Below are 12,450 nucleotides of genomic sequence, written 5' to 3'. Positions count from 1 at the left end.
GTGCCATCGATGCGCAACGCCGGACTGGGAGGCTGGCCGGCCCGCCGGGCCCAGATGAGCCCGAACCGCACCGCGTTCGTGTACGAGGACCGGCCGCTCAGCTACGCGGAGGTCCACGAGCGGACGACGAGGCTCGCGTCGCGGTTGCGTGACGCGGGGGTGCGGGCGGGGGACCGGGTCGCCTACCTCGGTCCCAACCACGTCGCCTTCGCCGAGACGATGTTCGCCACCCACGTGCTCGGCGGGATCTTCGTGCCGCTGAACTTCCGGCTGGCCGCGCCCGAGATCGCGTACATGCTCGAGCACTCGGGCGCGTCGGTCCTCGTCTACGCGCCGGAATGCGCGGAACAGTGTGCGGCGGCGGTCCGCGATCTCCCCGGGTTCCCGGGCCTGCGCACGGTCGTGGCGCTCGGGTCCCCGGCGGAGGGGGAGCGGCACTACGAGACCTGGCTGTCGCAGGGCGACCCCACACCGATCGACACCCCGGTGGCGCTCGACGACATCGCCCTCATCCTCTACACCTCAGGCACCACCGGACGGCCCAAGGGCGCCATGCTCAGCCACGCCAACCTGGCGTGGAACTGCTTCCACGTCCTGATCGGCGTGGACGTGGCGAGCACCGAGGTCACGCTGATCAGCGCGCCGCTGTTCCACGTGGCGGCCCTGAACCAGACCCTGCTGCCGACCTTCCTCAAGGGCGGGACCTCGGTCATCATGCCGTCGTGGGACGTCGAGCGGTGTTACGACCTCATCGAGAAGCACCGGGTCACCTGGATGTTCGGGGTCACCGCGATGTTCGCCGCGTTCGCGCGGTCGCCCCGGTGGCCCGGCGCCGACCTGTCCTCGCTGCGCACCCTCATGTCCGGAGGCGCGGCCATCCCGGTCGCGTTGATCCGCACCTACCAGGAACGGGGCCTGGTCTTCTGCCAGGGCTACGGGATGACCGAGACCTCCCCGGGCGCGACCTTCCTGGAGGCGGGCGAGAGCGTGCGAAAGGTGGGCTCCGCCGGGGTCCCGGTGTTCTTCGCGAACGTGCGCGTCGTCCGGCCCGACCTCACCCCCGTGGCGCCCGGCGAGCCGGGCGAGGTGCTCGTGCAGGGGCCGAACGTCACCCCCGGCTACTGGCGCGATCCGGAGGCGACCGCCGCCGCGCTGGCCGAGGGCGGCTGGTTCCACTCCGGCGACATCGCCACCCTGGACGACGAGGGCCACCTCCACGTCGTGGACCGGGTGAAGGACATGTACATCTCCGGCGGCGAGAACGTCTACCCGGCGGAGATCGAGGCCGCGATCTTCGAGCACCCGGCGGTGGCGGAGGCCGCCGTGGTCGGGGTGCCCGACGACAAATGGGGCGAGGTCGGCCGCGCCTTCGTCGTGCCGCGCTCCGGCGCCGCCGTCACCCCCGGCGAACTGCGCGACTTCCTCCGCCCCCGGCTCGCGAAGTACAAGATCCCGGTCTACGTCGACGTCGTCGACGCGCTGCCGAAGACCGGTTCCGGCAAGATCCGCAAACCCGACCTGCGCAGGCGGCCTCTGCCCGCCGACCCCGAGGAGTGACCTGTGATCGTCACCGAGTTCGCGCGCAACCAGTGGTACGTGGCCGCCTACGGCCACGAGGTGGGCCGCCGTCAGCTCGGCCGCACCATCCTGAACGAGCCGATCCTGCTCTACCGCACCGAGGACGGGCGGGCGGTGGCGATGGCCGACCGCTGCGTGCACCGCCGGTTCCCCCTGTCGGAATCCCCCAGCCACCTGGTCGGCGACCGCGTGGTCTGCGGCTACCACGGCTTCACCTACGGCCCGGACGGCGTCTGCGTCGCCGTGCCCGCGCAGCAGCGCATTCCGCGCACCGCGCGGCTGCGCACCTATCCGGTGGTCGAGCAGGACTCGTTCGTCTGGGTGTGGATCGGCGACCGCGAGCCGGGCGGCACGCTGCCGCCGCGCGCGCCCTGGCTCGTCTCGCCCGAGTACGCCACGGTGTGCGGGATGGAGCCGCTGAACGCGCGCTACGGCCTGCTCGTGGACAACCTCCTCGACCTGTCCCACGAGACGTACCTGCACGGCGGGTACATCGGCACTCCGGAGGTGGCCGAGACCCCGATCACGACGGAGGTGGACGAGGACGCGGGCGTCGTCTACGTCAGCCGCCACATGGACGACGCGGCCTGCCCGCCGTTCTACGCCGAGTCGACCGGCATCAAGGGCCGGATCACCCGCTGGCAGGACATCGAGTATCACCCGCCGTGCCTGTACCTGCTGCACAGCCGGGTCGCCCCGGTCGGGTCGCCCCCGCCCGCCGACGACGGCACGGACCCGCACGCCTTCCACGTCGAGGTCGTGTACGCGATCACCCCGTCCACGGAGAACACCACGTACGACTTCTGGGCGGTGGCACGCGACTTCGCGCTCGACGACGAGAAGGTCTCGGACTTCCTGCGGGACAGCAACCGCACCGTCGTGCTGCAGGACGTGGCCGCGCTCAACACGCTGGAGCAGGTCCTCGCCGCGGAGCCGGACCGATACCAGGAGCTGTCGGTGAACATCGACACCGGCGGGCTGGCCGCCCGCCGCCTCCTCGCCCGGATGGCCGCGGCCGGCGCCGTACGACCGGAGGCCGCCGCCCGATGAGCGCGGACGACGCCGGCGCGCGGGCCGGCCGCACCGTCTACCGCATCCGCTGGCTGCCGGGTACGGACCGGCTGCACGCCTCCTGCTTCTGCGGGGCGGAGCGCGAGTTCGAGGACCCGGTGGCCTTGTGGGACTGGTTGCTCGGCCACCCCGAGGGCCACCGGCCCCGCCCCGTGGAGGCACACGACTCCCCGGCCCCGGCCGCCGCGCTCGTCTGAGACGACCACCCACCGGAAAGGAAGCCTCGGCGACCATGCCCGTCACCGAACCGGAGTTCGACGTGAAGGTGGCGGGCAAGGTGCCCGTCGCCGAGGGAGTCGTCCTCCTGAGCCTCGTCCGCCCCGACGGCGGCCCGCTGCCCGCCTGGACGCCGGGCGCCCACGTCGACCTGCTGCTCGGCCCGGGACTGGTCAGGCAGTACTCGCTGTGCGGCGACCCCGGCGATCCCTCGGTCTTCCAGGTGGCGGTGCTCAGGGAGCCCGGCGGGCGGGGCGGCTCCGCGTACGTGCACGACCGGCTCGCCGAGGGCGACACGATCCGGGTGCGCGGTCCCCGCAACCGCTTCGGCCTCGCCGAGTCATCGCGCTACCTGTTCGTGGCCGGCGGCATCGGTATCACCCCGATCCTGCCCATGATCGAGGAGGCGGCGCGGCGCGGATCCGACTGGCGGCTGGTGTACGGCGGGCGCACCCGGGCCTCGATGGCGTTCGCCGACCGGCTCGTCCGGAAGCACCCGGGCCGGGTGGAACTGTGCCCGCAGGACGAGACGGGCCTGCTCGACCTCGACGCGCTGCTCGGCGTCCCGCGTGCGGACACCCTCGTCTACTGCTGCGGACCGGAGCCGCTGCTGGCGGCGGCCCAGCAGCGGTGCGCCTCCTGGCCGAAGGGAGCGCTGCGCGTGGAACGCTTCGTGCCCGCGGCCCGGAACGGCGCGGGCACGGCGGAGAGTACGGCGGAGGGCGCCTTCGAGGTGGAGCTGGTCCTGACCGGAACGACGCTGACCGTGCCGGCGGGACGCTCGATCCTGGAGGTGGTCGAGGAGGCGGGGGTCGCGGTGCTGTCGTCCTGCCGCGAGGGCACCTGCGGCACCTGTGAGACGGCGGTCCTCGGCGGGGTCCCCGACCACCGCGACCACCTGCTCACCGAGGAGGAGCGCGAGGCCGGGGACGTCATGTTCATCTGCGTGTCGCGGGCCCGGTCCGGCCGCCTCGTCCTCGAACTCTGACCCGCTCCGGAGCGGCGTCGACGGCGATGCGGGTGATCTTCCCGCCGCTGACGGCGAACGTGAAGACGGCCTTCGGCCGGCCGCGGTGCGACCAGACGGCCGCCGGAACGCCGTCGACCAGAGCGAGCCGGGCGGCCTGAGCTCGTCCGGAGAAGAAGGCCGCCACCGCCTCGGCGCCGCGGATCTCGCCGGCCACGGCGTCCGGATCGAGCAGATCGAGCAGGGCGGCGAAATCCCCCTTCCGGGAGGCGGCCCCCGCTTAGTGGGGCGGGTACTTCGGCTACTTCAGCGACCCGGACGGCTATCTGTGGAAGGTCACCACCTACGCCTCCTGACCAGGTAGAACCTCACACGGAATCCCCGGACGCGCCACACCCGGCGAGGCCGGGGATTCGCCTGTCAGCCACCCCAGGTGCCGACGGTCTCGCCCGAGGCGATCGCCGCGTCCTTGATCCGCTGGTGCACCGCTGTCGCGTCGCCGCCCGGCGTGATCGGGCCGCGCAGCGCGTACACGATGAAGTGGTAGTGATGCACTCCACTCGGCGGGCAGGGCCCCGCGTAGGCGGCCTTGCCGTCGCTGCCCGGCAGGACCTTCCCCGGGGCGCGGCCCTCGGGCACGCTCGTCACGGTGACGGGGATGCCGGTCACGATCCAGTGGATGTACGTCCCGCCGGGAGCGTCCGGGTCGTCCACCACGATCGCCAGCTCGCGAGCGGAGGCGGGAACACCGCTCCAGGTGAGCGGGGGCGAGACGTCCTGACCTCCCTGCCGCGCGCACACGTGTTTCCTGGGGATCCTGGCGCCCTCGGCGAAGGCCGGGGTGCTCACCTTCAGAGCGTCCGTGGGCGATGCGCCCTCGGCCGAGCATCCCGGGAGGAGGACCGCCAGGAGGACACCGCCGACCAGCTTGCCGATCTTCATTGGGCCAGGATAGGCGGCCGGAGCCCGCCAACCCCGTCATCGCGTCCGGCGTGTGCGACACCGGACCGCCGGGATCGGAGCGACGCGAGCCGTCCCGCTCCCGGCCGGGAGCGGGACGCCCGGTGAACTCAGCCGTCGATGCGGTGGGTGGTCCAGAACGACGACAGGTCGACGGAGGTGGCGGCCTGGGCGGCGGCCTTGAACTCCGCGGTGGTCGAGACCCCGTACCAGTGGGCCGCGGCGTAGTTCTTCAGCAGGTTCTGCATCGCCGTCGTGCCGATCGTGCGCCGCAGGTCGTGCAGGGCGCACTTGCCGTAGGTGTAGACGACGGTGCCGTACCGGCTCGAATGGGCGTCCCAGTAGGCCATCGAGTTGCTGATCTTCTCGGCCGACGACTGCCAGGAGACGCTGTTCCAGCAGTTGGTGCCCGAGAGGCCGTTGTAGAGGTCGGTGGCGTAGTCGGTGAACGACTCGTCCAGCCACGGGCTGGCGTACTCGTCGTCGCCGACGATCCCGTACCACCACTGGTGGGCCAGTTCGTGGGCGAGCGCGGTGGAGCTGACCACGTCGAGCACGAAGCCCGGGTACTCCATGCCGCCGAACCAGAAGTTGTTGTCCAGCACCACGTCCGCCTCGCCGTACGGGTAGGCGCCGAACCGTCCCGCGTGTGCGACGAGCGCGTTCTTCGCGGTGGTCATCATCGAGCTCGCGCTGCCGGAGCTGATCGAGCTCACCCGGTAGACGTTCACGACGACGCCCGTCGTGGTGGTGCTCGTGGTCTTGACGAACGGCCCGGCCGCCCATGCGAACTCGCGGACCTTCTGCGCGGTCGCCGTGGTGATCGTACGACCGGACGCTCCCGGCGTGTCGACGGAGGTGCCGGTCGCGGGCACGAGCAGCGACGTCGGGTGGTCGAGCGTCACCGAGTAGTCGCTGGTCAGCGCGTAGAAGGACTCGCCGTTGTTGCTGTAGGGGTCGAGGTGCCAGCCGCTCGCGTCGCGGACCGCCAGGACCGGCAGCGCGTTGCCGATGAAGTTGTAGGACCCGTCGCGCCCGAACCGGTCGGCGCCGCTGGGCACGACGATGCTGAGGTCGAACCCGATCGAGGCGCTCTGGTTCTGGGCGAGCGGGGCAGGCAGGGCGATCTTCATCGCGGTGCAGGAGACTGAGAGCGGGGACGGCGTGCCCCCGGTCACGTTGGTCACGGTGACCGGCGTGGACGGGCATGCCCCGTGGTAGTTGTCCCACAGGCGGAGGTAGACCTCCGTCAGGGGGTCCGCCGACGGGTTGGCGAAGGTGACGCTCTCGTGTCCCGTCCACGTGCTGCCCGAGGCGTTGCTGGTCAAGGTGACCGTGTAGGAGGGCGATCCGGGCGTCCTGGTCCCGTCCACCGCGTGGGCGGCCGGCGGAACGCCCCAGACGAGGACGAGCACGGCCGCCGCCGTGGTGATCAGGAATCGTCGCACCATGAGGAGGGTCTCCCTTCGAGCGCCCGAACCCCCGATCTGCCGACGTAATGTAACTTTTTGTCAAATGCCGGTCAATGATTGCTTTTTGGCCGTTCTAGTGCCTGTATCCGCAAGATTTGCCCCGACCGGCGCTGATTGTTCGTTCACCTAATGCGATTGCATGGACACGGACCGTCATCGATACTCGTCCGGGTGGCAGCCGTACTCGGGGGAGGTCCAGGGTGATTCGAACCAGGCATGGCAGGACCACCACGGCGATCGTCGCCGCGGCCGTGCTCCTGGCCGTCCCTTCCGGCGCGGCCTCCGCCGGCCCCGCCGGTGATCGGCCGATCGACTGCCGCGCCTGGCCGTGGCCGAGCCCCGAGATGGTGAAGAACGTCAGGCCCGTGTACTCACTGACGAGCGGGAAGTGGGGCGACGAGGTGGACGTCACGCTCTGGCGCGGCGACGCGGGCCCGCGCGGGGAATGGCACTACTGGGCGACCCTCACCGGCCGCACGCGCCCGGGTGACGAGGTCTGGCTGAACGTCTGGCCGCCGGGTGGCGGCCCGTGGCATCGGTGCGGCCCCTTCCCGGTGAGCCGCGACGGCCAGGCGGTCTCCTCGCCGATGGCCGTCTGGCGTGATTTCACCCTCGTCAGAGCCTGCGGCCGGCACGACGGCGTCAGCGCGTGCGGACGCGACAAGGGCGCGATGGTGGACTGACCCCCGGCGGTGCCGGCCGGGGAAGGCCGGCACCGGGACGGGTGGGTCAGCTCGTCGCGCAGGGCGAGCCGTTGAGCGTGAACTGCTGGGGTGCGGGGTTGGCGCCGTTGTCCCAGCGGCCGAGGAAGCCGAAGGTCACGCTGCCGCCGTTCGCCGCGATCGTGGCGTTGTAGCCGGCGTTGGTCACCGTGACCTTCGATCCGCTCTGGGTGTACGAGCCGTCCCACAGCTGGGTCACGGTCTGCCCGTTGCCGTACGTCCAGCCGAGCTGCCAGCCCTTCACGGCCGCGGTCCCCCGGTTGACGATCCGGACCCCGGCCTGGAAACCGCCGGGCCACTGGTTGGTGACCGCGTACGTCACCGTGCAGGTGGCGGCCGGCGTCGGCGAGGAACTGGGAGAGGGGCTGGGGCTCGCGGAGGGCGACGGGGAGGGCGACGGGCCGGTGCCGGCGGGGATCACGATGGTGCTGATCGAGTTGGCCGGGAACGTGCCGGTGAAGCCGCCTGCCCCGACCTGCACGTCGGCGTCGCGCCTGATGGCAGACGTGTCGGCCGCCCCGTAGCGGTAGACCTGGGCGGTCGCTCCGCCGTCGCGTCCCTTGACGGCGACCTCGCTGGTCAGGTCGTCGCCGGTCTTGTTCACCACGACGAGCGTGAGCGCCTTGTCGGAGGCGCGCTCGGCGGCGTACACCGCCAGCTTGCCCTGGTCGGCGCTGGTCGCGCCGACCGCCGTCTCGCCGAACCGGCCGCCCTCGCCGTCGTAGTTGAGGTACATCCGGAAGGCGTACGCGCCGGGCTGGGAGGCCGTGGGCGGCCCCCACAGGGTGGCGAGGTCGAGGCCCTCGCGGCCGAAGATGCCGAGGATGTCGGCCTGGGCCAGGGCGCCGTTGATGTGGTCGAGGGCGCCCCAGTTGTACTCGGTGATCGCGGTCTTGGTGCCCGGATACTCGGCGGCCACCAGTTCCTTCATCCGGGGGATGAGCCGCACCTGCGTGTTGATCCAGCTCTCGTCCGTGTACGACGGGTCCCACAGCGCCCGAGTGGAGCGCAGCCGCAGGGCGTCGGTGGCCGGGTCGCCGCCGGAGCCGAAGGCGACGCCGGACGCCTGCGGGTAGAAGTGCTCGTCGAAGTAGTCGAGGACGCGCAGGCCGTGCTCGTCCTCGTACTTCTTCATCTGCCGGAGGTACCAGGTGGTGAACGGAAGGCCGCCGCGGGCCTCCTTGTCCGGGGGGTTCGACCAGCAGTTCGTCCGGCCGCAGGTCTCCTGGTCGAGGCCGGAGTAGTCCCAGGAGGACCAGCCCCAGCCGACCGGACCGAGCGTCTTCGCCCCGGGGTCGGCGGCCTTCACGGCGGCGCCGATGAGGTAGGCCTTGTCGCGCAGTTCGACCGAGCTCGCGCCCTCGGGGTGGACGTCCCGATGTGTGCTGTGCCAGATGTCGGGCTCGTTGTCGAGGTTGTAGAACTTCACGCCGCCGCCCGAGGCTGTGCCGTACCTGCCGGTGAGGTGGCCGATCCAGTCCTTCACGTACGCCGCCCCGGCTTCGACGCTCGTGTCGTGGGGGTCGTTGCCGGTGATCTTCGTGCCGTCGGGCTTCACGCCGTTGCCGCAGTCGGGACGCCACTGGTCGGTCTGCTGCTGGGGGCCGTACTTGGCGACGGAGAACCCGCAGGAGGCGTCGCGGCCCTTGGGGACCCAGCCGATCAGCGGGACGGTGAGGATGGTGTCGGTGCCGGTGCGCCGGTCCTGCTCGACGAACCGGTCGGTCGTCGAGCCGTCCGGCAGTTTGGACGGGTCGGCGTTGTCCTCGGCGATGTTCTCGAAGTACCAGTCGGAGGCGCGGTTGCTGGTGTCGTACAGGTAGTTGTAGCGGGTCGTCGCGTTGCCGCCCCACCGGCGTACGGGGAGGCGCAGTTCCTTGGTCAGCGCCTCGTCGGCGAAGTTCATGCCGTAGATGTACGGGCTGATGGGGTGCCGCCCGGTGGTGGTGTCCACCGTCAGCGCCGGGCCGTCGGCGGCCGCGAGGGCGGGCACCTGTCCGGCCGCGGCGATCGACAGGGCGATCGCCGCGGTGAGGGCGATCGGGAGCGTTCGCGTTCGCACGGGTCTCCTCTCGAGTCCCTGGGGGTCGTGGAAGTCCTGGGGCCGCCGGATGCGAGGGGAGCACCCGTCGCGCGGCCAGGCCATCACGCTGGCCAAGACCCGGGCGGGGGAACAAGAACGCGGTTCGCCGGAGTACGGCGGATAGGCGTTGAGCAGCCACACCCTCTCACCTGCTGGTGGAAGTTTCACGAGGACACGGGAGACCGGGCGGCCCGACGCGGGCAGGGCACGGAGGTCCCGCTTCCGCGTCGGGCCCACGAGGGCGTCAGGCGGCCACGAGGTCGAACGACTCCCATGGGCCGATCGCGTCGCGGTTGGCGATCAGGGGCTGGGCGCCTCCGCTCTCGGCACAGACGTACCTGCCGTTCGCCTGCGCCCTGAGGCTGATCGTGCCGTCCGGGTTGGCGACCTGCCGGAAGGTCTCCCAGGGGCCGATCGCGTCGCGGTTGGCGACCAGGGGCTGCGCCCCGGCGCTCTCGGCCGTCACGTACTTGCCGTTCGACCGGGCGCGCAGCGCGATGTCGCCACCGCCGAGGTCGATCCGGTCGAACTGCTCGTTCACGCCGACGCCGGACCTGCTCGCGACAAGCGGTGACCCGGTGACGGCGGTGACGTACAGGTTGTTGGCCCGGGAACGCAGGCTGACGGCGGGGGAGCCGCCCTGCTGCGTGCGGATCCGGAGGGCGTCCACCATGCCGACCGAGGTGGTTCTGTTCACGATCTTGATGGTGTGCTGTCCGTTCGCCAGGCCGGTCTTGCTGTAGACGACCTGCTGGACCTGCCTGGCGCCCGGCACGTACAGGTTCACGTTGGCTTGGAAGACGTCGTCGATGTAGACGTCCACGTTGCCCATGTCGCCGTTGCGCTCGGACAGGTAGTCGACGCCGGTGCCGGTGAAGGTGTATCGCGCGGTCGCCCCCGCCGTGGTCGTGTGGTGGGTGTCGTCGTTGTGGTCGCCGTAACCGCGGGACGTCGTGTGGTGCCAGTTCGCGTCGTAGGTGAGCTCGGTGTCGTTCACCAGTCCGCTCTGCGTGGCCCCCAGGCCCAGTGTGGACGCGGTGCCGCTCAGGGTCTTCACGCCCTGGTTCGCCGTGCCGGTCAGCCGGGCCTGCGCGTACGAGCTCAGCGGCTTGGCCGTGCGCTCGACCACGTACACCGCGCCGGGGGCCGTCGCGAACGTGATCTCGGTCCCGGAGCCCGTGGTCAGTATCGCGCCGTCGGACACCCGCCGGACCCGCGCCTGCTGGCCGTTCCACGGGTTCACGACCGTGGCCTGCTTGCCGTACAGGCTCTTCAGACCGACGTACTTGACCTCACCGGCCTCCCGCTCGGAGCTGACGAGGAAGCCGTCCTTGGCGAGGAGCGTGAACTTCCCGGCGAACGACGCGTCGCCGGGCACGGCCGGGAACACCCGGATCCTGTCGTTGTAGCTCTGCATGAGCGACTCGTTCAGCGCCGTCAGGTGCACCCCCAGATACTCGAAGACGCCGTTGGTGTTGTTCGTCATGCCGTTCGGATAGTTCTGGTACTTCTGCAGCATGGTCTTCATGCCCTGGTAGGCCTGGTCGCCGAGGCCCAGCCGGGCGGCCTGCACGGCGTCGTTGGACCACACGTTGCCGTAGGGGAAGGGCCGCTGGTTCCAGGTGTTCAGGGCCGTCTGGTAGTCGGGGGAGCCGATGCCGGTCACCTCGTACGGCCAGATCAGCTCGGCCGCCACGTTCTCGTTGTTGCGGGTCTGGGAGAGGGGCGGCTGGTGTGGCTGGTAGGCGCCGTTGGAGACGGCGTACGGCGTCAGGTGGTCGAGCACGTCCTGCCACGTCGACCGCAGGCCGGAGTCGGCCCCGAGCTGCGCGCTGACCCGTATCGCCAGCGGGAACAGGCTGCGCACGGCCGCCAGGTCGGTGATCGCGTTGCGTACGTTCCAGTACGTCTCGTGGGAGTTGGAGTTCGCCATGAAGTAGGTGCCGGTGGCCGTGTCGCGGGACAGCATGGCCGAGTAGAACTTCGCGGTCTCCCGCATGAAGGGATAGGCCACGTTCCGCAGGTAGTCCGCGTCGTCGGTGTAGCGGTACCGCATGTACATGCTGTAGGCGGCCTCGTAGCCGGTGGACAGGATGTTCTTGGTGTAGTCGCTGCCGACCGTGCCTCGCGCGTTGCCGTCCCAGCCCATGGTCTCCGGCACCCACAGGCCGTCCACACCGTACCTCGTCCGGGTGTACGCCTTCAGGGCGGCGTAGTTCCGGCTGTACAGGTTGTCGTGCCGGTCGATGAGATCGGTGTGGTTGGAGGCGAGAAAGGACAGATAGACGTCGCGCTGGTTCCAGTACCAGTACGCGTTGCTCCACTTCGTCTCGTCCCGCGTCGCCCGGAAGACGCCGTTGATGAAATGGAAGGGGTAGTTCCCGTGGCCGCCGGCCGCGATCATGTAGGTGGACAGGTAGTACACGTTCTCCAGGTAGTCGGCGTCGCCGCCCAGGCCGGAGTACTGCACGAACGACCTGGCCCAGAACGCGTGCCACCAGTTCTTGTAGCCGGTGAACGTGGTGGCGTACCCGGCCGACCTGACCGAGCTCAGCTGGGTGCGGGCCTGCGCCACGGAGTCGCGGCCGGGGGCGTTGATCCGGCTCGCCGCGGTGAACCAGATCGTGTAGCTGGAGGCCGGCGTGACGGTCAGCCGGACCGTCCGCGAGTCGACCACCTGGGTGGAGAAGCTCGCGCCCTCGACCGTGGCCGCCAGCGTGTAGCCGAAGCCGTTCGGATCGGACTGCCCCCGGCTCAGCCCGGCGACGCCGGCGTCCGCGAACGTGGAGATCGTCCTCCATGTGTTCAGATCGGGCACGTCGCCGCTGTTGGTGACGGTGGCGGGGTCCCACATGCTCAGCGTGAGGGTCACACCGGACACGCCGCCACGCGCGTCGTCCACATGGATGCCCATCACCTCGGAGTTCGGCGACCCCATGACGGTGACGGTCCGGTCGTCGTCGTACTTCGTGACCAGAGTGCCGTCATAGAGGGACAGCCGCTGCTGGTAGGTGGAGTAGCCCGAGTCCATCGCCGGGGTGGTCGCCAGGTTCACCAGGCCGGCGGCGTACGCGGACTGCTCGGACAGGTCGACCCCTGACGTCTGCATCGTCAGCCCGTTCTGGCTCCACACCATGGCGCCGGTGCGGCCGTTGCCCACGGTCAGGCCGTACAGAGGGTTGGTGTTGGGCCGGTTGTAGACGACGTCGTGCTTGGACAGGTAGCTCGCGTAGTCGACGTTCAGCGTGCCGCTCGCCTGGTCGAAGGCGGCGTCGGCAGCCGAGGCGCGCGCCGGGGCGGCGACCCCGCCGGTCAGCAACCCCGCGAGGAGCGCGGGCAGCGGCAGGAGCCGCAGGAGCCTCATCACATGGCTCACCCTTT

Annotated in this window: 10 protein-coding genes; 5 read left to right on the top strand and 5 right to left on the bottom strand. The window is 70.6% G+C overall.

The annotated features are described in order from the left end of the window. Positions 1-9 precede the first annotated feature (9 nt). The 4 genes from Msi02_RS17365 to Msi02_RS17350 are packed head-to-tail and all read left to right on the top strand — an operon-like array spanning position 10 to position 3,853. Positions 10-1,557, top strand: coding sequence for an acyl-CoA synthetase (locus Msi02_RS17365; RefSeq protein ID WP_204049317.1), 1,548 nt, complete (start codon positions 10-12; stop codon positions 1,555-1,557). A 3-nt stretch (positions 1,558-1,560) separates the two neighbouring features. Further along, positions 1,561-2,628 carry an aromatic ring-hydroxylating dioxygenase subunit alpha gene (locus tag Msi02_RS17360; protein WP_204049316.1) on the top strand — a complete coding sequence of 356 codons (1,068 nt, stop codon included), beginning with the start codon at positions 1,561-1,563 and terminating at the stop codon, positions 2,626-2,628. Then, a complete protein-coding gene (locus Msi02_RS17355; RefSeq protein WP_204049315.1) occupies positions 2,625-2,846 on the top strand; it encodes a hypothetical protein in 222 nt (73 codons plus the stop codon). The genes Msi02_RS17360 and Msi02_RS17355 overlap by 4 nt, the downstream gene beginning before the upstream one ends. A gap of 35 nt (positions 2,847-2,881) precedes the next feature. After that, positions 2,882-3,853: a PDR/VanB family oxidoreductase gene (locus Msi02_RS17350; protein ID WP_204049314.1), complete on the top strand. Its 972-nt coding sequence runs from the start codon at positions 2,882-2,884 to the stop codon at positions 3,851-3,853. Here Msi02_RS17350 and Msi02_RS17345 read toward each other — a convergent pair. From Msi02_RS17345 to Msi02_RS17335, 3 genes are all read right to left on the bottom strand, one after another. Beyond that, positions 3,804-4,049 (bottom strand): sigma-70 family RNA polymerase sigma factor family protein, encoded by a 246-nt coding sequence (locus Msi02_RS17345; RefSeq protein ID WP_239108473.1) that lies wholly within the window; start codon positions 4,047-4,049, stop codon positions 3,804-3,806. The genes Msi02_RS17350 and Msi02_RS17345 overlap by 50 nt on opposite strands. A 203-nt stretch (positions 4,050-4,252) precedes the next feature. Next, on the bottom strand, positions 4,253-4,774 hold the full coding sequence (locus Msi02_RS17340; RefSeq protein ID WP_079313106.1) for a YbhB/YbcL family Raf kinase inhibitor-like protein: 522 nt from the start codon (positions 4,772-4,774) through the stop codon (positions 4,253-4,255). Positions 4,775-4,902: 128 nt separating this feature from the next. After that, positions 4,903-6,243 (bottom strand): M1 family metallopeptidase, encoded by a 1,341-nt coding sequence (locus Msi02_RS17335; protein WP_204049313.1) that lies wholly within the window; start codon positions 6,241-6,243, stop codon positions 4,903-4,905. Between the two features lie 221 nt (positions 6,244-6,464). Here Msi02_RS17335 and Msi02_RS17330 point away from each other — a divergent pair, with 221 nt between their 5' ends. Next, positions 6,465-6,947: a hypothetical protein gene (locus tag Msi02_RS17330; RefSeq protein WP_204049312.1), complete on the top strand. Its 483-nt coding sequence runs from the start codon at positions 6,465-6,467 to the stop codon at positions 6,945-6,947. A 46-nt stretch (positions 6,948-6,993) separates the two neighbouring features. Here the strand turns inward: Msi02_RS17330 and Msi02_RS17325 are convergent, their stop codons facing one another. Beyond that, positions 6,994-9,048: a glycoside hydrolase family 44 protein gene (locus Msi02_RS17325; RefSeq protein ID WP_204049311.1), complete on the bottom strand. Its 2,055-nt coding sequence runs from the start codon at positions 9,046-9,048 to the stop codon at positions 6,994-6,996. 265 nt (positions 9,049-9,313) lie between these two features. Then, the gene (locus tag Msi02_RS17320; RefSeq protein ID WP_204049310.1) at positions 9,314-12,433 is read right to left on the bottom strand and encodes a fascin domain-containing protein; all 3,120 of its coding nucleotides are present in this window, start codon (positions 12,431-12,433) and stop codon (positions 9,314-9,316) included. Positions 12,434-12,450: the final 17 nt, after the last annotated feature.

The sequence above is a fragment of the Microbispora siamensis genome, from assembly GCF_016863095.1.
Taxonomy (GTDB): domain Bacteria; phylum Actinomycetota; class Actinomycetes; order Streptosporangiales; family Streptosporangiaceae; genus Microbispora; species Microbispora siamensis.
Note: the sequence above shows the minus strand (reverse complement) of the source record. Positions and strands in the feature narration are given on the sequence as shown.